General features: G+C 35.0%; 22 protein-coding genes. 17 read left to right on the forward strand and 5 right to left on the reverse strand.

All coding sequences use genetic code 11. The annotated features are described in order from the left end of the window. Window positions 1–773 precede the first annotated feature (773 nt). The 7 genes from pheS to serA all read left to right on the forward strand — a co-directional run bounded on the left by pheS (window position 774) and on the right by serA (window position 10,073). The gene (gene pheS / locus BKH41_RS08215) at window positions 774–1,763 is read left to right on the forward strand and encodes a phenylalanine--tRNA ligase subunit alpha (protein ID WP_095298893.1); all 990 of its coding nucleotides are present in this window, start codon (window positions 774–776) and stop codon (window positions 1,761–1,763) included. Beyond that, on the forward strand, window positions 1,763–4,129 hold the full coding sequence (pheT, locus tag BKH41_RS08220; protein WP_095298895.1) for a phenylalanine--tRNA ligase subunit beta: 2,367 nt from the start codon (window positions 1,763–1,765) through the stop codon (window positions 4,127–4,129). Before pheS ends, pheT begins: the two co-directional genes overlap by 1 nt. After that, window positions 4,129–5,421 carry a 3-phosphoshikimate 1-carboxyvinyltransferase gene (aroA, locus tag BKH41_RS08225; RefSeq protein WP_095298897.1) on the forward strand — a complete coding sequence of 431 codons (1,293 nt, stop codon included), beginning with the start codon at window positions 4,129–4,131 and terminating at the stop codon, window positions 5,419–5,421. Before pheT ends, aroA begins: the two co-directional genes overlap by 1 nt. A gap of 11 nt (window positions 5,422–5,432) precedes the next feature. After that, on the forward strand, window positions 5,433–6,257 hold the full coding sequence (locus BKH41_RS08230; RefSeq protein ID WP_095298899.1) for a 4-hydroxy-3-methylbut-2-enyl diphosphate reductase: 825 nt from the start codon (window positions 5,433–5,435) through the stop codon (window positions 6,255–6,257). Between the two features lie 88 nt (window positions 6,258–6,345). After that, window positions 6,346–8,004 carry a 30S ribosomal protein S1 gene (locus BKH41_RS08235; protein WP_095298901.1) on the forward strand — a complete coding sequence of 553 codons (1,659 nt, stop codon included), beginning with the start codon at window positions 6,346–6,348 and terminating at the stop codon, window positions 8,002–8,004. Window positions 8,005–8,012: 8 nt separating this feature from the next. After that, window positions 8,013–8,477 (forward strand): hypothetical protein, encoded by a 465-nt coding sequence (locus BKH41_RS08240; protein WP_180762789.1) that lies wholly within the window; start codon window positions 8,013–8,015, stop codon window positions 8,475–8,477. A gap of 15 nt (window positions 8,478–8,492) precedes the next feature. Next, a complete protein-coding gene (gene serA / locus BKH41_RS08245) occupies window positions 8,493–10,073 on the forward strand; it encodes a phosphoglycerate dehydrogenase (protein ID WP_095298905.1) in 1,581 nt (526 codons plus the stop codon). Window positions 10,074–10,120: 47 nt separating this feature from the next. Here the strand turns inward: serA and BKH41_RS08250 are convergent, their stop codons facing one another. Then, window positions 10,121–10,846: an NYN domain-containing protein gene (locus BKH41_RS08250; RefSeq protein WP_095298907.1), complete on the reverse strand. Its 726-nt coding sequence runs from the start codon at window positions 10,844–10,846 to the stop codon at window positions 10,121–10,123. Window positions 10,847–11,098: 252 nt separating this feature from the next. Here BKH41_RS08250 and BKH41_RS08255 point away from each other — a divergent pair, with 252 nt between their 5' ends. The 7 genes from BKH41_RS08255 (at window position 11,099) to dapB (ending at window position 17,357) form a co-directional block, all read left to right on the forward strand. Then, window positions 11,099–11,671: a hypothetical protein gene (locus BKH41_RS08255; RefSeq protein ID WP_095298909.1), complete on the forward strand. Its 573-nt coding sequence runs from the start codon at window positions 11,099–11,101 to the stop codon at window positions 11,669–11,671. Then, the gene (gene uvrC, locus BKH41_RS08260) at window positions 11,652–13,457 is read left to right on the forward strand and encodes an excinuclease ABC subunit UvrC (RefSeq protein WP_095298911.1); all 1,806 of its coding nucleotides are present in this window, start codon (window positions 11,652–11,654) and stop codon (window positions 13,455–13,457) included. The genes BKH41_RS08255 and uvrC overlap by 20 nt, the downstream gene beginning before the upstream one ends. Window positions 13,458–13,557: 100 nt before the next feature. Then, complete coding sequence (locus tag BKH41_RS08265; RefSeq protein WP_095298913.1) at window positions 13,558–14,826, forward strand: homoserine dehydrogenase; 1,269 nt, start codon at window positions 13,558–13,560, stop codon at window positions 14,824–14,826. Beyond that, entirely contained in the window at window positions 14,819–15,145 is a 327-nt protein-coding gene (locus BKH41_RS08270; protein WP_095298915.1) for a YraN family protein, read from the forward strand. The genes BKH41_RS08265 and BKH41_RS08270 overlap by 8 nt, the downstream gene beginning before the upstream one ends. A 73-nt stretch (window positions 15,146–15,218) precedes the next feature. After that, on the forward strand, window positions 15,219–15,536 hold the full coding sequence (gene trxA / locus BKH41_RS08275; RefSeq protein ID WP_095298917.1) for a thioredoxin: 318 nt from the start codon (window positions 15,219–15,221) through the stop codon (window positions 15,534–15,536). Between the two features lie 105 nt (window positions 15,537–15,641). Next, window positions 15,642–16,580, forward strand: coding sequence for a thioredoxin-disulfide reductase (gene trxB, locus BKH41_RS08280; RefSeq protein ID WP_095298957.1), 939 nt, complete (start codon window positions 15,642–15,644; stop codon window positions 16,578–16,580). 9 nt (window positions 16,581–16,589) lie between these two features. Next, window positions 16,590–17,357, forward strand: a complete 768-nt coding sequence (dapB, locus tag BKH41_RS08285; protein ID WP_095298919.1) for a 4-hydroxy-tetrahydrodipicolinate reductase — start codon at window positions 16,590–16,592, stop codon at window positions 17,355–17,357. A gap of 152 nt (window positions 17,358–17,509) precedes the next feature. On the opposite strand, the gene BKH41_RS08290 is transcribed toward dapB, so the two are convergent. The 4 genes from BKH41_RS08290 to fliQ are packed head-to-tail and all read right to left on the reverse strand — an operon-like array spanning window position 17,510 to window position 20,567. Next, window positions 17,510–17,725: a tautomerase family protein gene (locus BKH41_RS08290; RefSeq protein ID WP_095298921.1), complete on the reverse strand. Its 216-nt coding sequence runs from the start codon at window positions 17,723–17,725 to the stop codon at window positions 17,510–17,512. 14 nt (window positions 17,726–17,739) lie between these two features. Next, complete coding sequence (gene traF / locus BKH41_RS08295; protein WP_095298923.1) at window positions 17,740–19,512, reverse strand: conjugal transfer protein TraF; 1,773 nt, start codon at window positions 19,510–19,512, stop codon at window positions 17,740–17,742. A gap of 15 nt (window positions 19,513–19,527) precedes the next feature. After that, a complete protein-coding gene (locus BKH41_RS08300) occupies window positions 19,528–20,304 on the reverse strand; it encodes a UDP-N-acetylmuramate dehydrogenase (RefSeq protein ID WP_095298925.1) in 777 nt (258 codons plus the stop codon). Then, window positions 20,301–20,567 carry a flagellar biosynthesis protein FliQ gene (gene fliQ / locus BKH41_RS08305; RefSeq protein ID WP_095298927.1) on the reverse strand — a complete coding sequence of 89 codons (267 nt, stop codon included), beginning with the start codon at window positions 20,565–20,567 and terminating at the stop codon, window positions 20,301–20,303. The genes BKH41_RS08300 and fliQ overlap by 4 nt, the downstream gene beginning before the upstream one ends. Before the next feature lie 114 nt (window positions 20,568–20,681). On the opposite strand from fliQ, the gene BKH41_RS08310 reads away from it, so the two are divergent. From BKH41_RS08310 to trpA, 3 genes are read left to right on the forward strand one after another with little or no spacing between them, the layout of a single operon-like run. Next, on the forward strand, window positions 20,682–22,181 hold the full coding sequence (locus BKH41_RS08310) for a bifunctional indole-3-glycerol phosphate synthase/phosphoribosylanthranilate isomerase (protein WP_095298931.1): 1,500 nt from the start codon (window positions 20,682–20,684) through the stop codon (window positions 22,179–22,181). After that, window positions 22,178–23,443: a tryptophan synthase subunit beta gene (gene trpB, locus BKH41_RS08315; protein WP_095298933.1), complete on the forward strand. Its 1,266-nt coding sequence runs from the start codon at window positions 22,178–22,180 to the stop codon at window positions 23,441–23,443. The genes BKH41_RS08310 and trpB overlap by 4 nt, the downstream gene beginning before the upstream one ends. Continuing rightward, the gene (trpA, locus tag BKH41_RS08320) at window positions 23,440–24,189 is read left to right on the forward strand and encodes a tryptophan synthase subunit alpha (protein ID WP_095298935.1); all 750 of its coding nucleotides are present in this window, start codon (window positions 23,440–23,442) and stop codon (window positions 24,187–24,189) included. The genes trpB and trpA overlap by 4 nt, the downstream gene beginning before the upstream one ends. Window positions 24,190–24,216: the final 27 nt, after the last annotated feature.

Consider the following 24,216-nt stretch of genomic DNA (forward strand, 5'->3'; position numbering starts at 1 on the left):
TGATAAATTTGATGGATTCATCATTGACTCCTGAAATTTTGGTGATTTCAAACCAAAGTAAGTTCATTCAAATAATGAATTTTTGATTTGATGGGGGAATGTTAATGGAAATCAAAATCTTAAAAAAGGGACATTTTTTATTTTAAAAATGGTATGTTTTTTATTGAAACTACGTAATGATAGTAGTTTAAGGGGATAAAAATATAAAAATAACAATTGATAGAAATTTACAAATTTAGAGCATTGATACAATTCAAACAGGATTAAAAATCAAAAAAATCTATTGTTTTAAAAAATATATATTTTGCTTGTAAGTATTTTATATAGGCTGTTATAGAGATTTAAAAATAGACTCAAGCCATCTGATTTTAATAGCAATATTAATTATGTAACAATATGTAACATAGTAATTGATTTGCAATAGATTTTAATATTTTTATTCTATGCTCCCATTATTATTATTGCTATTGTTTGATTTTTTTGGTGCATAGATTGGACTCACAGATTTAATTATCATTGCTGCATTCATTGTTTTTAGATAAAATTTGCTTGTCTGATAGATGTAAATTTGCATTTGTATCAAATGCTGTGTTGCTCTAGTAAGATGGTTTTATTGCTGTCTTTTGATGAACAAACAAGGTAAGGCGACTCTGTCATCAGGTTTTTGATGGATTCTTTCTAGTCTGTCGATTTTGTGTTTTTTTTAAAATTAATTTGATTAAAATCTCATACACTCTATAATCTTTAGAAAAATAAAACTTTAGGAACGCATCTTGAATACGCTAATACAAGAATTACAAAACGCTCAAACCTCTCAAGAACTTGAAGCAATTCGCTTGAAAGCACTAGGTAAAAAAGGCATTATCACACAAAAATTTTCCGAATTAAAATCTCTTGAAGGTCAAGATAAAAAAAATTTTGCTCAAGAGATTAATGAGGTCAAGCAAAAATTTGAGTCCCTTTATTACCTCAAAAAAACAGAATTACAAACACGCGAACTTGAAAATTCTCTCCAAAAAGAAAAGATTGATGTCAGCTTGTTTCAATCTCAAAACCACAGAAGCTTTGGACACCCTATCAATTACACCAAAGATAGGATTATTGATTATTTTATGCATTTAGGCTATGAATTATGCATAGGACCTTTAGTGGAGGATGATTTTCATAATTTTAGTGCGCTCAATCTCCCTGAATACCATCCGGCAAGAGATATGCAAGATACATTTTATTTCAAAGACTCAATGCTCTTGCGTACCCACACTTCACCTGTCCAAATCCGCACAATGCAAACCCAAACACCTCCTATCAAAATGATTTGTCCAGGTCCGACTTTTAGGCGTGATTATGACCTTACCCATACTCCAATGTTTCATCAAGTCGAAGGGCTTGTTGTAGATAATGGAAACAAGGCAAGTTTTGCAAACTTAAAATATACTCTAGAAGATTTTTTAAAACATATATTCGGGGATGTTAAAGTCAGATTCCGCTCAAGCTTTTTCCCTTTTACAGAACCAAGCGCTGAAGCTGATATCAGTTGCGTATTTTGCAAAGGCAAAGGTTGTAGAGTATGTTCTGATACTGGTTGGCTTGAAGTGCTTGGATGTGGGGTTGTAGATGAATACGTATTTGAGGCAGTCGGTTATCAAAATGTGAGCGGCTACGCTTTTGGAATGGGTATTGAAAGACTTGCAATGCTGACTTGCGGGGTTAATGATTTGCGAAGCTTTTTTGAAACAGATTTAAGAGTATTGGAGCAATTTTAATGATAGTTACAAGCCATTTATTATCTAAATTTATCAACCTATCCAACACCGATATTCAAAAGCTTTGTGACGACTTAAGCAATATCGGATTAGAAGTGGAGTCTTGCAAAAAAATCAGTTTGCCCCAAAAAATCGTCGTGGGAAAAATCATTGACAAAAAACCTCATCCTGATGCTGATAAACTCAATGTCTGTCAAGTTGATATCGGCACTGAAGTACTTCAGATCGTATGCGGAGCAAAAAATGTCGCCAAAGACCAATATGTTCCGGTTGCACTGCAAGGTGCCGTACTTCCTCACGGTAAAGGTGGAAATCTCACAATCGCTAAAACAAACCTCAGAGGAGTAGAAAGTTTTGGAATGATTTGTTCAAGTACAGAACTTGGACTTCCCAAAATCAATGATGGGATTATGGTTTTAGATGCCAGTATTGGAAAGCTTGAACTCGGAGTCGAACTTGGAACCTACCCGATATTTAATGCTAAAGTCATTGAAATTTCCTTAACTCCCAACAGAGGGGATTGCCTATGCATACTTGGAATTGCTAGAGAGATTAGCTGCATTCTTGATCTGCCCATCAATGATTGCAAAGAAATTGATTCAGGTGTCGCATTAGGTGTCGGGCGTATATTGCAAGTTTTTACCGAAGGAAAAATTCAATCTTCACTACTCTATAAGGTCATAGAGGTCAAACAAATACAAACTCCTCTTGAAATCCAACTATCTTTGGCACTAAATGGAACCCTCAGTGAAGATCCGATTCAAAATCTCATTGAATTCAGTACCTATATGACAGGAGTGATTTTAAATGCTTACGCTATAGACAACCTTGAAATCACTTCTCGAACAAAGAAAACAGAGATATCTTTAACCATTAAAAAAGATGAAAATGGATTTGAAAGTATTTTTACAGATAAAAAAATCTCAATTATCGGCATTGGGAATCAAATCCACCAAGATTTCAACATATTTCCCAAAACAATCATCATAGAAGCAAGCTATATCAATCCAGTTGTCATCTCAAAACTACTCCATAAACATCCGATAAAACAAAATAAATCTTTGACTTATCGCACTACAAGAGGCAGTAATCCCCAGCTTGAAACAGGTATCAATTGCCTGTGTAAAATATTTTCGGATTTTACAAAATGCCTGATTTATTCAGGAAGTCAAGAAATCAAACAAAACTACGAAGACACGGTTATCAACACTACTTTTAGCGCGATTTCAAACATCATTGGAAAATCTATTGAAAAAGAGGAAATAGCTAGAATCCTTAAAAATCTCAACTTCACTATCAAAGCAACTTGTGATGATAATTTTTTTACCATTATCCCCCCGAGTTACCGTCACGATATTAAAACAAAACAAGACGCTGCTGAAGAATTTTTACGGATATATGGGATTGAAAACATTCCTTCAATTCCACATAATTCCAATGATAAAGTAAATTCAAATCTCAGGTATATGCAATATAAAAATCAAAGAAATCTAGCTTCTAGAGCTCTAGCAATGGGATTTATCGAAACAATGCATTATCTTTTTTATCAAAAAGAAAGGCTTGAAGATCTTGGCTATCAGGTTTTAAAAGATGCGCTTGATCTGAAAAATCCCATAACTTCTGAACTCAACACCTTGCGAACTTCTTTGATACCTGCAATGCTTGATTCCATCCAAAGGAATAAAAATTTCGGTTATAAAAGTATGAAAATCTTTGAAATGGGCAGCGTTTATGATGAAAACAGACAAGAAAAAACAAAAATTGCCTTTATGGTCAATGGACTCAAAGAAAATGAAATCTACCCATATCCAAAAGGTTCTCAATGGGATTTTTACAAATTTGCCCAAACGATATCAAATATTATCGGATCTTTTGAACTCGCGCCCTTATCACAAAAAGATTTAAACAAAACTCTTCATCCCTTTCAGAGTGCAGCAATGTGTATCAATGGAGAAAAAATAGGCATTATAAGCAAACTAAACCCGATCCTTGAGAAAGAAATGGATATTTATGAGGGTTTTTATTGCGAAATAGATCTAGATGCATTGGAGCAAAAACACATTATTGCTAAGGAATTTTCCAAATATCCCCTAAGTTTTAGAGATCTTACTATACTCATAGATGAAGAAATTCCTTTTGCAAAAATAAAAAATAAAATCCTAAGTGCCAATATTTTAAACCTCAAAAATATTTATCCCTTAGATCTTTACAAAAGCGATTCAAATAAAAATCAAATTGCCCTCAGTATTCGAATGTTTATCCAATCAATGCAAAATACGCTTACAGAAGAAGATTTAACCTGTGTTGTCGAAGAAGTTTTAAAAATATTAAAAGATCAATTCAATGCAATGCTTAAGGAATCATAATGAGAGAAATCTGCATCGCCCCCGCTCAAAAATTTGAAATTGAAATCAGTGACATCGCCACAGATAAATCCATTTCCCATCGATGCGCCATTTTAAGCCTGCTTTGTGCTAAACCTTCGCGTATTCAAAACTACCTTTTGGCAGAAGATACGCTTAATACCTTAAAAATTGCACAACAACTGGGTTTAAAAGTCGAGAATCAAAATCACAATACAATGAAATTCATTCCCCCATCTCAAGGTTTGCAAGAACCTCAAGATATATTAGATTGCGGGAATGCTGGGACTGCAATTCGTCTTTATACGGGATTATTGAGTGCTCAAAAAGGGTATTTTGTACTTACAGGAGACAAATATCTCAAAGCACGTCCGATGAAACGCGTGATCGAACCTTTAAAAAATATAGGAGCTGCAATCTATGCTAGAGAACAAGACTCCTTTGCTCCCATCACAATCATAGGAAAAAAACTAAAACATTTTTCTTATAAAAGCCCTATTTCATCAGCCCAAGTCAAAAGTGCTATGATTTTAGCCGCACTGGGGGGCGAAAATATATCGACTTACTCAGAACCTGCTTTAAGCCGAGACCACACTGAAAATATGCTCAAAGGAATGGGTGCAACCATTACAAGCGTCTCTAATTCGATTGAAATAACACCTCTTTCTCATCCTCTCGCTCCCATCGACATCAATATTCCCTGCGACCCCTCAAGCGCTTTTTTCTTTGCTCTTGCTGCTGCTATTATCCCAGAAAGTAAAGTATTACTTAAAAATGTTTTATTAAACCCAACTAGAATAGAAGCTTTTGAAATTCTTAAAAAAATGGGGACAAAGATAGAATACAAGACCACCAATGAAGAATATGAAACTATTGGCGATATTTATGTAGAACAAAAACCCCTCCAAGCTGTGACAATCAACGAAAATATTTCTTGGCTCATTGATGAATTGCCCGCACTTGCTGTTGCAATGGCAATGGCAAAAGGAAAAAGCGAAGTCAAGAATGCCAAAGAATTGCGTGTAAAAGAATCAGATAGAATCCATTCAGTTATCTCCAACCTGACTAAAATGGGAATTATTTGCGAAGAATATGAAGATGGCTATGCTATTTATGGGGGTGAGCTTAAAAATACTTCTATAGAAAGTTTTGGGGATCACAGAATTGCAATGAGCTTTTCCATTGCTGCACTCGTATGTGGCGGACAGATAAAAAATTCAGATTGTATTGATGTTTCATTTCCAAATTTCTTAGATATTCTTAAAAACATTACAAAAGTCCGAAATTTAGATTAAGGATAAATACAATGAAAATAAAAATGGCCAAAAATTATGGCTTTTGCTTTGGTGTAAAACGCGCCATCCAAATTGCAGAAAAAACAAAAGATAGCGTTACATTGGGATCTTTAATCCATAATCCAAAAGAAATTTCAAGACTTCAATTGAAGTTTGGCGTTAAAGTTGAAGAAAATACACAAGCCATCAGCAATGGTCAAAATGTTATCATCAGGACACACGGTATCCCTAAAACCGATTTGGAATATTTGAGGAGTCAAGACATACAAATCACAGATGCTACCTGTCCTTATGTAACCAAACCCCAGCAAATTGTTGAATCTATGAGTAAAGAAGGGTATCAGATTATTATTTTCGGAGATAAAACCCATCCTGAAGTCAAAGGTGTGATGAGTTACTCAACAACCAAACCCCTTGTCATCAGCTCTTTGGAAGTACTAAAAAAAGCAAATGTCAAAAAAAAAGTCGCCTTAGTATCTCAAACCACTAAACAAGCTCAAAACTTACTTCAAATTGCTTCTTACCTCATCACACATTGTTATGAAACTAGGGTTTTTAATACAATCTGCAATGCCACATTTGATAATCAAGAATCTGCTAGAGAACTTAGCAAGGAAGTGGATATTATGATCATCATAGGGGGTAAAACATCTTCAAATACCAAACAACTTCTCAATATAGCCCAACAAAATTGCCCCGATAGTTATTTGGTCGAAGATGAAAATGATTTGCAGCACGAATGGTTCTTGGGCAAACATTTATGTGGAATTACTGCAGGAGCTTCAACTCCTGATTGGATCATAGATAAAGTAAAAGAAAAAATCCTATCCATCTGAATAAAGTTTAAAAATCTAATGCAAAATTTATGCCTTTAAAAGGAAACAAAAGCTAAAATACAAAAAAATTAAATTTTAAAGGCAGCAGATGAAAGTGGTTTTAGAAAATCTGGAAGACTTCGATGAAGGCGAAGACTTTGCAAAACTTTTAGAAGAAAGTGAAAAATCCTACGAAAATGGCGTCATCAAAGAAGGTGTAATCGTATCCATAAACAATGAATACGCAATGATAGATGTAGGAGAAAAGATTGAAGGCAGATTGAATCTTTTTGAGATAAAAGATGAGAATGGCACTCTTGTGTTTAAAGAAGGTGATAAAATCCAAGTTTATGTGTCTCAAGGAAGAGGTGAAAGACCTAGTGTTTCTTACAAAAAAGCCATCCACAACAAAAAAATGCAAGAAAAAATCAAAGAATTGGGCGAAGATTACAAAGACAAAATTATCGAAGGCAAAATCATTAAGAAAAACAAGGGAGGCTACATCGTAGAATCTGAAGGGATAGAATACTTTATGCCTAAATTTAATTCGTCTTTAAGAGATGATGCAAAAAATATCGACAAAAGGATTAAAGCTTGTATTGTTAATATACGACCCGAAGATAATTCAATCATCATATCTAGAAAAAGATTTTTTGAGCTAGATGATAAAAATCAATCCGAAGGAGCCAAAAAACTTGTAGAGTCAGGCGCAATCTATGAAGGAGTGGTTAAAAATATCACTACATTCGGAATGTTTGTCGAAGTACAAGGCGTTGAAGGTCTTGTCCATTATACAGAAATTAGCCACAAAGGACCCATAAATCCAGCCAAACATTACAAAGAAGGCGATCAAGTTCAAGTTAAAGCAATTTCTTATGATGAAGCAAAAAAACGTCTTTCTCTTTCGATTAAAGCCATTGGGGAAGATCCTTGGAAAGAAATCCAAAAAGAGCTTAAAACAGGTTATGCTATCAAGGTAATTGTAAGCAATATTGAACCCTACGGAGCATTTGTTGATATCGGTAATGACATTGAAGGATTTTTACATATTTCTGAAATTTCTTGGGATAAGGATATTAAACATCCAGGAGATTATCTCAAAGTCGGTCAAGAAATTGATGTAGAAGTGATAGAAATTGACTCACAAAATAGACGCCTACGTGTTTCTCTAAAAAAATTACTGGATAAACCCTTTAATGATTTTGCAAAAAATTACCGAGTTGGAGATGTGATTAAAGGCAAAATCGCCACTTTAACAGATTTTGGCGCATTTGTAAATTTCGGTGGTGTAGATGGTCTTTTGCACAATGAAGATGCTTTTTGGGATAAAAACCAAAAATGTAAAGACCAACTCAAAGTCGGCGATGAAATTGAAGTAAAAATTATTAAAATAGATAAAGAAAGCGAAAGAATATCCCTAAGCATCAAAGACTTTACCCAATCTCCTGCTGAAGAATTCGCTCAAAAATACGATGTTGATGATATTGTAAAGGGCAATGTTATTGACATTAAAGATTTTGGTGTCTTTATCAAAATTGACAATATGGACGCACTCATTAAAACTGAGGATCTTTCTCCTTTGAAAAAAGAAGAAATCAAAATCGGGGATGAAATTCAAGGTGTTGTTGCCCATATCGACAAAGCCAATAACAAAGTGCGTGTTTCCGTCAAAAGACTTGAGCGCAAAAAAGAAAAAGAAGATCTCAAAGCTTTTAATTCTGATGACGACAAAATGACACTGGGCGACCTCATCAAGGATAGGATATAAACTAATTTTTGACAATGAAAGCAAAATTACTATTTGGATTTCTTTTAATAGTTATTTTTGCTTTATCTGTTTATATACTCTTTTTTTACTACACCTCCATTCCAAAAGATACATTTAACATCAATCATAATGAATCTGCCGTTGAAAAAAATAAAATTCAGGGCGAAACTTTATGGCTGCAATCACTTTTAACAAAATCTCAAAACTATTCTTATCCTGCTACTGAGATCAAAATTGGAGTTAATTTCAGATCCCCGAATGAAAAAATCAATCCCACAAAATTAGTCATTCAACATCTTGATAATTACAAATTTTTTTGTTTAAATGAGGTTTTAAAACAAGAAAAAATAGAATTTGCTTACTATCAAACCGGCAATTCGATTGACATCGTCATTTTTCTCCCAAACGATTCTAGAAAAAAACAAATCATAGAAGATCTTAAGCATTATGAGATACAATATAAGGCTCAATAGTTGTAGGAGAATGATATGCATAAAATAATAGTTTGTGACCATATTCATCAAAAAGGTCTTGATCTACTCACAAATCAAGATGATATCCAAATGGAGAATCTTGCTCACCTTCAAAAAGACGAACTTCTCAAGCTTTTAAAAGACGCAGATGTCATCATTACTAGAAGTTCAACAAACGTCGATGAAAAACTCTTGACTTGTGCTAAAAATTTAAAAGCTATTATCAGAGCAGGCGTTGGTGTAGATAATGTCGATATTGATAGTTGTTCTCGAAAAGGCATTGTAGTGATGAATGTCCCTACAGCTAATACAATCGCAGCAGTCGAACTTACTATGGCACACATTATCAATGCGGTTAGAAATTTTCCTGGAGCTGATGCACAACTTCGCATTCAAAAAAAATGGAAACGCGAAGATTGGTATGGCACTGAACTTAAAGGAAAAAAAATAGGTATCATCGGATTTGGCAATATAGGCTCCCGAGTGGGCATCAGGGCAAAAGCCTTTGAAATGGAAGTAATCACTTATGATCCTTATATTTTTGCTTCAAAAGCAACCGATATGGGCATAGCTTATACAGAAAATTTTGAAGACATTCTAAAATGTGACATCATAACAATCCACACCCCTAAAAACGAAGAAACCAAAAATATGATCACTGCTAAAGAGATAAAACAAATGAAAGAGGGTGTTATTTTAATCAATTGTGCCAGAGGAGGCTTATACAATGAAGATGATCTCTACGATGCGTTAAAAAGCCATAAAATCCGCTGGGCAGGTATTGATGTATTCAATAAAGAACCCGGCACGGATAACAAATTATTAGATTTGGACAATGTTTATGTGACTCCCCATATTGGTGCTAATACACTTGAATCTCAAGAACAAATCGCCCTTCAAGCTGCTCAAGCAGCATTGGAGGCTGCTAGAGGAGCAAATTATCCCAATGCCTTGAATTTGCCCGTCAAAGAAGCAGATCTACCCAAATCTGTGAAAGCTTATTTGGAGCTTACTCAAAAATTGGGATTTTTCTGTGCTCAAGCAAACAAAGGAGCTATTACATCGGTTCATTTAAATCTTGAAGGCGAAATTGGTAAATATGCCGACTCCCTAATGGCTTTTGCTTTAGTAGGTGTCCTCAAATCATCACTTGGAGATAAAATCAATTATATCAACGCTCAATTCATAGCCAAAGAACGCGGGATTGAGATGTCGGTCAAAACGAAAAAAAATTCCAATTCTTATAAAAATCTCGTCACAATCAGCCTAGCAACTGCACAAGAGTCTTTGAGTGCAAGTGGAACCGTTTTTGAAGAAGATATTATCAAACTCACTGACATCAATGGTTTCAACATTGATATTGAACCTAAAGGCAGAATGATACTTTTTAAAAATACTGATATTCCTGGAGTGATTGGGAATGTAGGTAATATCCTTGGTAAGCATAGCATTAATATTGCTGACTTTAGACTCAGTAGAAATTCCAATAAAGAAGCTTTGGCACTGATTGTTCTTGATAGCCAAATTTCTGAAAACGTTATTCAAGAACTTAGGGGCATTCCCGCCTGTATCAGCATTAGAAATGTCACTATCTAAAGAATCAGACTACATAAAGCCCAAATAATGGGCTTCAGATATTTGTTTTAAAATCTTTTACGATACTGCACGCTCATCACGCTATTATTCACACCGCTGTAAGTAATATCAAAATACTCTGGCAACGCCTTTAAAACATCTCCCCACCCATCTCTGCCATAAGAAGAAGCTGTCTTGAAATAATTATTTTTTATCCAAAGTCCTACTCTTGAGACAAGTGACTTACCATCATCACCAGCGGTAGATTCCACAGCATCTTTGAGCAATTTAATTAAAATTCTATCTTTTGAAAGCTGGGGATCCATAGGCTGAGCGATTCCTAATTCTTCAAAGCTTGTAAATGCCTTACGAAAATCCTCTCTGGCTTTCTTTTCTCCAAATCCAATAGCAGGGATTCCCTTAGTTCTAATCTCTTGTGCTAAAGGAGCAAAATCACTATCGCTAGTCGCCAAAGCAATGCATTCCATCACGCCTGAATACAACGTATTGATAACATCAATCGTGATTTTGATATCTGAAGAATTTTTTCCCGACTTCCCTCCCTCTCCGTTACGATTCCCTGTGATGATATGGATTGGCTCGATGGAGTATTTTATTAAAGACTCCTCCCAACGCTTTATTCCTGCACTTCTCCAATCACCATAAGCTTTTTTAACGCAGACTTCTCCAACTTCAGCAAGCCTCTCCATAATATCATCAATGAGCTTATAGCTTACATTTTCACAATCAATAAACAAGGCTACTTTTTTTCTTTCTTTTTCTATAATATTCATACATCCTCCATCTTTTGGCACTTCAAATCTTTACAATAAAAATTTTTGCTTTACACTCAAATGGCTCTAAAAAATTACATAACTCCCATTAGGATAAAATACAAAAATTATATGCCTAATATCTTATCCAAATGAGATATATCACACTTTGTAAGATGCTGCTTTATTCTCTAAAAAAGAAGTTTTATAAAAAGGTGCCGCCTTATAACCACAGCCCAATATCATAAACAACAAATATGCTAAAATCACAATATGAAAAGTTCTCAAGATATTATCTCCATCATTAAAAATCGACCGCATTTTAAAAAACTACAAAAGTTTGCAGAATTAGACAAACTCAAGCTTTTTGTGCCTCTTGAAATGCGCAAAGCAATCCTATATATCACACACCGCACAATACACGAAAACAATAAACCACCTTTTATGCTCCTCTTTGCCTTTAACCATCCCAGCTTTGTCAATGAATTTAATCATTATAATCCCGAACGCATAAGAGAGAGTTTAAAAACTCATCAAAATCTTTTTCCAAATTTATACGCTGCAATCAGAGAGAGTTTAAAAACTCATCAAAATCTTTTTCCAAATTTATATATCAATGTATCGGATTTGCGTGCCATTGTCGGCATTCAAGCATTTGTTCCAAAAAATATTCTCAACCTCTATAAGCAACCCATAATGATTGAAAATAATTTCTTCTATCAAGAACATTCAAGGGGAAATTTTGAAAACTTAGCCTCCGATCAATCTTTAAGAGAACAATTTGAATCCATTAGAAAAATCATTCTGAAAAATTTGGAAAAAAACAATGAACATTTCGCTTATTGAAAGAATTGGAAACCTCCCTACAAGTAGTGGCGTATATCAGTATTACGATCACAAAAACAGACTTCTTTACATTGGAAAAGCCAAAAATTTAAAAAACCGCATTAAGAGCTACTTTAAAATCTTAGACAAAAAGGTTTTTCCAAATCCAAACACAAGCCATAGAATTCAAATGATGGTTTCTCAGATCGCTTCCATACAAATAATGTTGGTTAAAAACGAGCAAGACGCACTGATTCTTGAAAACTCTTTAATCAAACAACTCAAACCAAAATACAACATCCTTTTGCGTGATGATAAAACCTATCCCTACATTTACATCGATATGTCCGAAGACTTTCCGACTCCTGCCATCACAAGAAAAATCATCAAAAAAAAGACGATCAAGTATTTTGGACCCTATACAACAGGCTCCAAAGAAACACTTGAAAGTCTGTATGAACTCCTTCCTTTAGTGCAGAAAAAAAATTGCGCCAAAGGTAAAAAAGCCTGCCTGTTCTATCAAATCAAACGTTGTCCTGCCCCCTGTGAGGGAAAAATTACTCCCGAAGCTTACCAAGCTACCATCAATGAGGCAATTTCAATTATCCAAAACAAACACAAACTAATTGCTTCACTCGAATCAAAAATGCTATTTTTCTCTAAAATGATGCGGTTTGAAGAAGCTACGATTTATCGGGATAGAATAAAAAAATTAAAAGGTATCGAAAATTTTTCAAGCATTGATTTGAAAAAACTCTACAATATGGATATTTTTGCCCTCTCTGTTGAAGGAAAAAATGCTATTTTAATCAAGCTTTTTATGCGTGATGGCAAAATTGTATCTGCAAATTTTGAACATATCAAATCTGAATGTGGTTTTGATGAAAATGCCATCTATAAACAAGCCATCATCAACCATTACCAAGAAGAAATTCCCCTCCCCCCTGATCAAATCCTACTTCCCTGCATTGAAACCCAAGAAGATATTTTAGAGTTACAAAACTTTCTCTATGATCATTGCGCCAAAAAAATTCAAATTCTTCTCCCTCAAAAAGGTGAAAAAAAAGACCTCATAGATCTTGCTTTTAAAAATGCTAATGAAATACTCAGACTCCAAAGCAATAGGAGTTATGCTGAAGATATGCTACTCAATGATCTGAAAGATTTATTTGAACTTTCTTCAATTCCTTTTAGGATCGAAATTTTTGACACTAGCCATCACGGAGGAACTAATACCGTGGGGGGAATGGTGGTGTATGAAAATACCGATTTTGTCAAAGATGCTTATAGGCGATATACCTTAAATGGAAAAGATGAATATTCCCAAATGAATGAAATGCTTACCCGCAGAGCCAACGATTTTTCTTCAAATCCCCCACCTCATCTTTGGATAATTGATGGGGGCAAAGCCCAAATCAATCTTGCTAGAGATATTCTTGAAAGTAGCGCTGCTAACGTTGAAGTCATTGGTATTGCCAAAGAAAAGATTGATTCTAAGGCACATAGAGCTAAAGGAAGCGCTAAGGACACTTTATACACACTCAAAACCTCCATTTCTCTAAAACCAAGTGACAAAAGATTGCAATTCCTCCAAAAACTTCGGGATGAGGCTCATCGCTATGCCATTTCTTATCATAGGCAAAAAAAACAAAAAGAAATGCACAAAGTCTCACTTTTGGAACAAAAAGGTATCGGAAAAGCAAGCGTAAAAAAATTATTAGATTATTTTGGAAGCTTTGAAGCTATTGAAAATGCGACGCCTCAAGAAATTAAGCAAATTTTAAGTAAAAGAATTTTATCGGACTAAATTTTTCTAAACACCTCGCATTGAAAAACTTCATAAAATCTTGTAAAATCAACAATCTAAACGCTCACCAAAATTATTATCTTTCAAAAGGCTTAAGCATATGGTCAAAAATCTGAATATCGGTGTTATTGGAGTTGGAACCGTTGGAGCAAGTGTAATTAAAATCTTAGAAGAAAATAAAGAGGTAATTTGCGCTCGAGCTGGGGTTGATATCAAGGTCAAAAAAGGGGTTGTCAAAAATCTAAATAAATCTAGAAGTGTATCTATTCCCCTAAGCACCGATATAGAAGATATTATCAATGACAAAGAAATTGATGTCGTCGTTGAATTGATGGGTGGAATTAATGAAGCCTATGAGGTAGCTAAAAAAACACTCCAAAACAAAAAAGCGCTAGTTACAGCAAACAAAGCAATGCTTGCCTATCATCGTTATGAACTCCAACAAATTGCAGGCAATATCCCCATAGGATTTGAAGCAAGCGTGTGTGGTGGAATCCCAATTATCAAAGCTCTCAAGGATGGATTGAGTGCTAATCACATTCTTTCTTTAAGAGGCATTTTAAATGGAACAAGTAATTATATTCTCACACAGATGATTCAAAATAATCAAGATTTCTGCAGTGCGCTTCAACTTGCCCAACACTTAGGCTATGCCGAAGCCGATCCATCATTAGACATCAATGGAGGAGATGCGGGGCATAAGCTTTTAATCTTGGCTTCTTTGGCTTATGGAATTGATGCAAAACCTCAAGATATTCTGATTGAAGGCATAGAGTCTATCAATGGCGATGACATTGAATTTGCCAATGAATTTGGGTATGCCATCAAGCTTCTTGGTATTGCTAAAAAACAAAATAATGAAATTGAATTACGCGTCCATCCTGCAATGATTGATAAAAACAAAATGATAGCCAAAGTCGAAGGGGTAATGAATGGTATCAGCGTGATTGGGGATCGAGTCGGAGAAACGCTTTATTACGGGGCAGGAGCTGGAGGAGAAGCAACAGCAAGCGCCGTTATTAGCGATTTAATTGAAATTGCAAGAGGGAAGAGTTCTTTGATGTTAGGCTTTGAACGCTCACCTCAAATCAATCTCAAACCCAAAGAAAATATTCAAAGTCGTTACTATTTCAGACTTTCAGTTGATGATAAATCAGGTGTATTAGCTCAAATCACATCCATCCTCACTCAAAACGATATTTCCATTAGTACTTTTTTACAAAAAGAAATCAAACAAAAAAATATTGCAAAAATCCTCTTTTCAACGCATACTACAACCGAACGTGCCATCAAAAATACGATCGCAGAACTTAAAAAGCTTGAATCCATTATCAAAGAACCCTACATAATAAGAATTGAAGATGAGTAGAAAAAAAGGTTTTGAAGCTGAAGATTTGGCTTGTTCTTATCTACAAAACAATGACTTTGAAATCATCAAAAGAAATTTTTTTTGCAAATATGGAGAGATTGATATCATTGCCCTCAAAAATAAAACACTCCATTTTGTAGAAGTAAAAAGCGGCAAAGGTTTTGAACCTATTTATGCCATCACGCCAGCAAAAATACTCAAAATTACAAAAACTATACATTTTTTTCTACTCCAATACGATCCGCAAACTCAATATTGCATTGATGCCCTCATCATCAAAGACAATGAAATCAGTCTTATAGAAAACATCACACTCTAAAATTGCATTGCGCTAAAGTTTAGAATTTTTATTGTATAATCCGCCCACAATCTAGAAATCAGGAGAATAGTTTATGGGTAAATATATTGAACTTAATAAAGAAAACTTTGATGCAACCACTAAAAGCGGTGTTGCTGTCGTTGATTTTTGGGCACCTTGGTGCGGTCCTTGCAGAATGCTTGCTCCAGTAATAGACGAATTAGCCGAAGAATATGAGGGCAAGGTCGCTATTTGTAAAGTCAATACCGATGAACAAGACGAGCTTTCAGCAAAATTTGGAATTAGAAGTATTCCTACGATTTTATTTATGAAAAATGGGGAAGTAGTCGATCAAGTAATCGGTGCTACCTCCAAACAGGCTCTCAAAGAAAAAATTGATTCTATCTCTTAAATAACTATCCTTGATGATCTTCTCATCAAGGGTCGATATACCCATCATTTATTATTACATATTATTATATTTATCAAATAAAAAAAATTATCGGAGGCTTTTATGATGATTGATTTAGCAATTATTGGTGGAGGACCAGCAGGCTTATCAGCAGGGCTTTATGCTACTAGAGGGGGTATAAAGAATGTGGTCTTATTTGAAAAAGGAATGCCTGGTGGGCAAATTACTGGAAGTAGCGAAATAGAAAACTATCCAGGCGTTAAAGAGGTTGTCAGCGGTCTTGATTTTATGCAACCATGGCAAGAACAATGTTTTCGTTTTGGTCTTAAACACGAAATGACGGAAGTATCTCAAGTCACTAAAGAAGGAAAAAATTTTAAAATTCATACCAATGATGGTAAAGTTACAGAAGCAAAAAGCGTTATCATCACTACTGGAGGACGTCCAAAAAGAACGGGCATTAAAGGTGAAAGCGAATTTTGGGGAAAAGGAGTAAGCACTTGTGCAACCTGTGATGGTTTTTTCTACAAAAATAAAGAAGTTGCCGTTCTTGGTGGTGGGGATACAGCTCTTGAAGAAGCTATATTTTTAACAAAAATGTGTAAAAAAGTCTATCTTATTCACAGGAGAAATGAATTCAGAGCTGCACCCATCACAATTGAACACGCCAAATCAAATGAAAAAATTGAATTCCTCACTCCAAATGTCGTAGAAGAAATCAAAGGCGATCAAAATGGAGTATCTTCAGTAGTAATCAAAAATACTCAAAATAATGAAATAAAAGAATTGAAAGTTCCTGGAATTTTCATATTTGTAGGCTATGATGTGAATAATGCTATCCTCAAGCAAGATAATGGAAATATGCTTTGTGAATGTGATCAATACGGCTCAGTAATTGTAGATCTTTCAATGAAAACAAATATAGAGGGCTTATTTGCAGCCGGAGACATTCGTATCAAAGCCCCTAAACAAGTTGTTTGCGCAGCCGGAGATGGGGCGACTGCAGCGCTTGAAGCTATCTCATATCTAGATTCTCATAAATAAGGATTTGAATTGAAAATAGGCGTATTTGGAGCAAGTGGCAGAATAGGAAGGCTATTGATTGAAGAAATAAGCAAAAGTAAAACATTCACTCTAGGAAGTGTTTTTATTCGCAAAGAATTAAATTTCGCGCTTCCAGAAAACACTTTTGTAACCAATGATATCGAAAGTTTTATCCAACATTGTGAAATCGTAATAGATTTTTCATTGCCAAATGCAACCTTATCGCTTTTAAATGCAGCCTTAAAAAAACCTCTTCCAATTGTTTCAGGAACTACCGGACTTGATAAAAAGGCATTTGATTTGATCAAAGAACTTTCAAAATTCGTCCCCGTTCTATATGCGACCAATATGTCTAAAGGCATAGCAATGCTCAATAAAATCCTACCCATAGTTACACAAGGATTGAGTGAAGCTGATATTGAAATCTGTGAAATCCATCATCGACACAAAAAGGACGCTCCAAGCGGGACAGCCCTTTCATTGGGAGAAACTTGTGCAAAAGCTAAAAACCTTGATCTTGAAAAAGTCAGAGTCTCAAGCAGAGATGGAAATATTGGCGAAAGAAAGCAAAACGAAATTGCCATTATGAGTCTTAGAGGAGGAGATGTAGCAGGCAGACATACAGTCGGATTTTATATGGATGGAGAATATTTGGAATTCACTCATAATGCTACTTCTCGCCTCACTTTTGCTAAAGGTGCGCTGGATGCTGCAAAATGGCTCATAAAGCAGGAAAAAGGTCTTTATGGGATTCAAGATATATTTTCAAAATTTTGAGTCTATCTTCTAAAATCAGATTATCTCACTACGCCTATAAAAACCAAAGATTGAATCCCAAAAAAAGGCACTACCCTCTTCCCTTGAATAAAATCAATCTCTATATTAATTCTTAAAATATCAAAGTAATCTATTTGAGATGATATAAAAGATTAGTTTTTAGGATTCTTTTTTGCTAATTTATCCAAATCACTCAAAAGATTTTCCCCTTTGGCAAAACTATCTCTTTCAAACTCTGTAAAACTCACATAAACACTCGCTTTAGGTTTAAATGCAACCCTCTCTAAAGAATCTGAAACATCTTTTGCAATTTCACGCTTTTGTTCAGCGCTCAATTTACCCCCGACTTTGATATCAACATAAGGCATTCAATGCTCCTTTCTTACCAGCTAAATCCTCCGCCAAGCTTTACGCTCAGATAACTTGGAATCTTATAATCCCCTACATTTGTCAATTTTGTATTGGATTGCACAGCTAGATCTAAGAAACCTAAAATGTTAATGCCTCCTGTAAATATAATTCCCTCACCAGTTCGACTTTTTAAATCATACATTGATCCAAATCTAAAATCAATATACTTTAGATCAAGCATTACTCCTCCACCGACCATTTGATTTTCCGGAGATAAATAAGAAAGTGTATGATTTGGCTTCAAATCCATATCCACAGCAATGGATAAAATCTTCCATTCATATGAAAGACCTGCACGCAATTGAGAATTTAAAACAACTTTATGATTATCATTAATTCTTAGTACGGGCTCATTTAAATCTTTTCCAACAAGCCCTAAACTAAAAGCCTTATAATTATACAAAAAACCAAAGTCTATCCCAAAAGTCTGCTGTTTGGTACCATTTCTTAAATTCATATCTTGGAATCCATTGGCAATAGAATCAAAAGAACCGCTCCTATCTAAACCATAACCCATACTGAAAATATATTTTCCGGTAAGACCAATACTAAAATTTCCAATAGGTGTTGAAAATGCTTGACCATATCCGATAGGAATCTCACTTAAAAGAATTCCTGTTCCGTGTATTTGATGGTTAGCAGTACTGCTTAGAAGTGAATAATTGTCATAGTCACTTTTAGTGGAACCATTAAGACTGATAGAACTGCCATCAATATTCACTTTCACATAATTTCCATCAGTATCAATAATGATTTGATTATGGGTAGGATCAAATGTAGCACTTGCTGAAGCAAAAGCACTGCCAAAGATTCCAAATGCTATCGCCCCTCTAGCATCTGGACCATTTCCACCTATCTGAAACACCAATCCATTCTGCGTAGCAACATCAAGATTATTTTGTTTGAGCGTATTTTGAATCGTATAAACATCTTGGATAAAACGATTCATCTGAGGATCATCGCCTTTAGATATGGTAACGCCCCCAATCGTTGTCAAAAGATCTCCTAAACTAATTGAATTTTTGTCTGTTTTTGCAAGCAATTCCGCTAAGCCCCCAAGCTGATCAGGCTGAACATTTTGAATAATATTTTTGAATATACCTGTGTCCCCACCGGTTTTATCAACCGCTTCTAAGATGCTTCCCTTAAGCTTATCAAAAGCGTTTGCCCCTTGATCATTCAAGTTCCCTCCGGGCATTAAAGCATTTTTAAAAGCATTTGCAGCATCGTTTAGACTCGTAGCATTTTTGACTGCATCAATTTGAGTTTGAGTTCCCCCGCTCGCAGAAAGAATATTTTCCATAAAATTTTGAACATCCACGGTTGAAGTCAAACCTGAAACACTTCCAAAATTTACATTCTTAAGCACATCGCCGAAAATACCGCTCATATCAAGAGGTTTAGAAGTCACAGCAGCCCCTGCAACATTACTTGCTTGAATAGCTCCTCCACCAAAAATACCCCCGACTCTATTGGGCATTTTTTGCAAATTTTCATAATCTACAGTCGCAAGCGATAAAAGATTTTTTTCTTTAACTGAAACCCCAAAACTATAAGCAATTCTTGATTTCTTATCCATTCCAAGCAAGGCCGGATTATAATACAACGCCCATTGAGAATTCCTCAAAGCTACGCCTGCACCGCCCATACTGGCAGAAATATTTCCCATTCCTCCAAATTCCAAAGCATCAACCCCGCTCCCCAATAATGACCCTATCAAAATAACCTTAGAAACCCTCTTCATTACCTACTCCATTCTTTATCTGATTATGACAACCTCTTCTTTAAGATGAATTCCATATGCCTCAAACACTCTTTTTTTTCCTAAATCGATTAAATTAAGCGCTTCTTCAAATGTGCCTCCACCTAAATTAATCAAAAAATTCGCATGTTCTTTGGAAAAACTCATTCCGCCTATATTATACCCCTTTAATCCTACAGATTCCAATAATTTTCCCGCAAAATTTCCCTGAGGGTTTTTAAAACAGCTCCCACAGCTAGGTTTTTTAGGATGAGTTGAACGCATCAAATTAAAAACTTCAAGTAATTCTTTTTTAAAACCTGATACTTTTTTAAATCTGGCTGCAAAAATAATTCCATCGATGCCACTATTGCGATAATCCATTTTCAAATCCCGAATCTGTCTCCATTCTCCATTTATACACACAGAATCCAAAATATTTTTGATTTCATATTCTTTCATACCTGCATTCATTTTTACAAGACCCCCAACACTCCCAGGTAAGGCAGATAAAAATTCTAAACCGCTTAAATCAAAATCCTTAAAATAACGATAAATCTTTCGACTACTCACAGCCCCTCCAGCCTCAAGCACATCTCCCCTATCCAAAATATAATCGTAACATTCCCCTAAAATAGCTATATTGCGAGCTTCAGGAGAAACCAACAGATTATTGGCATAGCCTATGATTTTTAAATCTTGAATATTTTGTTCAAAATTCTCAATCACTCTGACAGGTAAAGATGCGCCAACCCTAATGCTTGAGTATTTTGAAAAATCAATTGTTTTGCTCATAACACAAATTTTGGGATAAGATTTATAAGCATTTTCGTATAATCCAAGAGCATATTAAGCATCCAAGGCATTGTAAGAATAATCACGCCAATGACAGCTAAAATCTTAGGAACAAAAGATAAAGTCATCTCATTGATTTGGGTAGTCGCTTGAAAAATACTAACCAAAAGTCCCACAATAAGTCCTGCTAAAAGTATGGGCAAAGATATGATCAGAGTGATTTTGTAAGTTTCTATCGCCAATCCCATCAATTGTGATTCCATAATTTTGCCTCCTAAACCTTGCGGGATTATATCGCATTTTAAAATCAAAAAGACTTTTATTTTAAGTTTTTATGTGTATTATTTTACAAACGAATCTGCAAAAAGGATAAAGCAATGACAGAGGTCTTGGAAAAAATAGCCCACAAAAGGGGAGAGAAAATTCAAAAACTTGGTTTTGGTTTTGGCTTCTCCATTCCCTCAGAGCGGAAAGTTCCTCTGTCTCCTTGTTTTGAATCAAACTTACCATTAATAATTGCAGAAATCAAACGAGCCTCGCCCTCAGCAGGTCATATCGGAGAAATCCCCGATCCTGTTTTACTTGCTAAAAACTATATCAATAACGGCGCTAAAGTAATTTCTGTTCTGACTGAAGAAGATCATTTTGGTGGCAGCCTCAAAGATCTGATGGAAGTTAAAAATGCCTTTAAAAATATCAGCGTATTGCGAAAAGACTTTATCCAATATCCTGAAGAAATAAAAATCTCTTATTTAGCAGGTGCAGATCTTGTGCTTTTGATTGTAGCAATGTTTATGGAAAACGAGCAAAAAGAGGCTGTGTTTAAAGAAATCCTATTGGAATGCCAAAAATATTCCCTCACCCCACTCATAGAAATCCATAATGAACAAGAATGCCAATTTGCACTTAAATACAACCCAAGTCTTTTGGGCATAAATTCTAGAAATCTGCGAACCTTTGAGATTGATAAAAACAAAGCGCTTCATCTGAAAACAAAAATTCCAAAATCGATTAAAACCATATTTGAATCAGGCATACAATCAAGTTTTGACGGATATCTTGCTGGAACTTTCGGATTTGATGGGATACTTTGTGGAAGTTATCTTGTAAAATCTCAAGACAAAAACGAAAATCTCCCTAATCTCATCAAAGCCTATACAAAGGCTCAAAATCATCAAAATCTTTTCTATCCAAAAGTATTTAAATCAATTTATGAGAACTCTTTTCCACTAGTAAAAATCTGTGGCATAACTGATCTTGACGACGCATTTAGTGCAGCAGAATCAGGAGCAGATATGATCGGTTTTATTCTAGCTAAAGAAAGCCAAAGACATATTTCTATCAAAGACATCAAATTGATGAGCAAAGCTATTACAAGAATTTATCCTCATATCCTAAAAGTTGGGGTAATTACTGAAAACAAAGATGAGCTTACAGCTGCTAGAGAGCTTTTTAAAGAAGGAATTCTTGATTGCATCCAACTCCATTCGCTCAATCCCCACACTCCCAATCAATACGCCTCTTTTGATCTCAAAGAAGCAGATTTTAATTTTTATGCTTGTATCAATTTTGAAAATATCCAAGATTATCCCAAAGATTGCATTTCTCCTTTTATTCTCCTTGATTCTAAATCCATAGACAAAGGAGGGAGTGGTAAGAGCATTGACATCAAAGAGCTTGAAAAGCTTAAAGATATGGGAAAAGAACTCTTTATTGCAGGAGGAATCGGGATTGATAATATTGATGAATTTCTCCGTTTAAAACCAAAAATGCTTGATATTAATTCAAAAATTGAACTTTCTGTGGGCAAAAAGGATAGAGTAAAACTTAAAGAAATTGTCCAAAAAATCAAAAATCTTTCGAAGGAAACCAAATGAAAAAAATACCCTTAAAATCCAAAAATAAATTTTTTGGTGATACGAAACAAGGGTATTTCGGAGGTCAATATATACCCGAAATCCTTCGACCTGCTCTTTTAGAATTAGAAGAGGCGTATAAAAAAATTTTCTCATCCAAAGCCTATAAACAAGAACTCAAAGATTTGTCCAAGCATTTTATTGGACGTCCCACACCTCTTATCTATGCTCAAAATGCTTCACAAATCCTCAACAATGAGATTTATTTGAAATTCGAAGGGCTTGCTAATACCGGAGCGCATAAGATCAACAATGCCTTAGGACAAGTATTGCTTGCTAAAAAAATGGGTAAAAAACGCGTTATTGCCGAAACAGGTGCAGGACAACACGGATTGGCGGTAGCATCTGCGTGTGCAAAATTGAAAATGGAATGCGAAATTTATATGGGAGAAATCGATGCTGAGAGACAAAAACCCAATGTATTTAATATGGAACTTTTTGGGGCAAAAGTCGTTGAAGTAACTTCAGGAAGTAAAACACTCAAAGATGCTGTAAATGAAACTTTACGAGTCTGGAGTAAAAGAAATTCAGATACTTTTTATGTATTAGGCAGCGCTTTGGGTCCCTATCCATATCCTGATCTTGTACGCGATCTCCAAAGCATCATCGGAAAAGAAGTCAAACAACAATGCAAAGATTATTTCAAAGGACTTCCAGACTATTTAGTCGCTTGCGTCGGTGGAGGAAGCAATTCCATAGGATTTTTTGCTCCTTTTTTAAATGAAAAAAACATTTCATTAATCGGCGTTGAAGCTGGCGGGATTGGTAAAAAAATTGGGCAACACGCTGCAAGAATGGATAAAGAAAGCTCTGGACGGATTGGGATCGCTCAAGGCTACAAAAGCATTTTTCTTCAAAATAAAGAAGGGCAGCTCTGTTCCACTCATTCCATCAGCGCAGGGCTTGATTATGCCGGAATTGGTCCTCAACTCGCTTATCTAGGTAGTATAGGACGAATCGAATTCATAAGCGCAAAAGATGAAGAAGCACTAGAAGCTCTAAAATTTTTCGCTAAAAATGAAGGAATCATTCCTGCACTAGAATCTTCCCACGCTCTTGCAGGTGCCATAAAAATCTCTCAAAAAATAAAAAATAAAAAAATTATAATCAATGTTTCTGGACGAGGAGATAAAGACATTTTTATAACAGCCAAAGCACTCAACTCTGAAAATTGGGTGAATTTTTTGGAAAAAGAAGTCAAACGCATCAAAGGATTAGAATGAAAAATATTCAATTGATGGGGCATATCATTGGAGGGTATCCCAATAAAGAAACTAGCATTAAATCCGGTCTTGGAATCTGTAATGGAGGAGCAGATTTTTTAGAAATCCAATTTCCATTTTCTGACCCCAATGCCGATGGTCCTGTGATTGAAAATGCGTGTGATGTTGCATTGAAAAATGGATTTAAAATTGAAGATGGATTTGATATTGCACATTCACTCTCCAAAAACACAAAAACACAAATCCTAATTATGACCTATGCGAATATTATTTTTGTCTATGGAATAGAAAAATTTATCAAAAAAGCGAAGAAATGCGGAATCAAAGGACTCATCATTCCTGATTTGCCTTTTGAAAGTGATGAAGGATTGAGAAAGATCGCAAAAATTCACAAGATCAACATCATTGAACTGATTGCACCTGGAATGAATGCTAAACGCATTCAAAAACTCTCTAAAACTTCTGCAGAGTTTATTTATGTCGTCGCTAGAAGCGGGACTACCGGAAGTGAAACCCAAATACAAGAATCCTTATTTGAATGGATTGATTTCGTAAGAAAAAATTCAAATAAAAAAATTGCCTTGGGATTTGGTATCCGTTCCAAAGCCCAAATACAAGCACTCAAAAATAAAGTAGATATCATCGTAGCAGGAAGCTATTTTGTAGAAAAAATCACTGCATTAAGATCAAATGAAAATATAGAGAAAGCCCTTGAATTGCATACATCTAATCTCATCTCATTTTAAAAATTTTATTTTTTGAACAATAAAATA

The organism is Helicobacter sp. 12S02232-10 (genome assembly GCF_002272895.1).
Classification (GTDB): domain Bacteria; phylum Campylobacterota; class Campylobacteria; order Campylobacterales; family Helicobacteraceae; genus Helicobacter_J.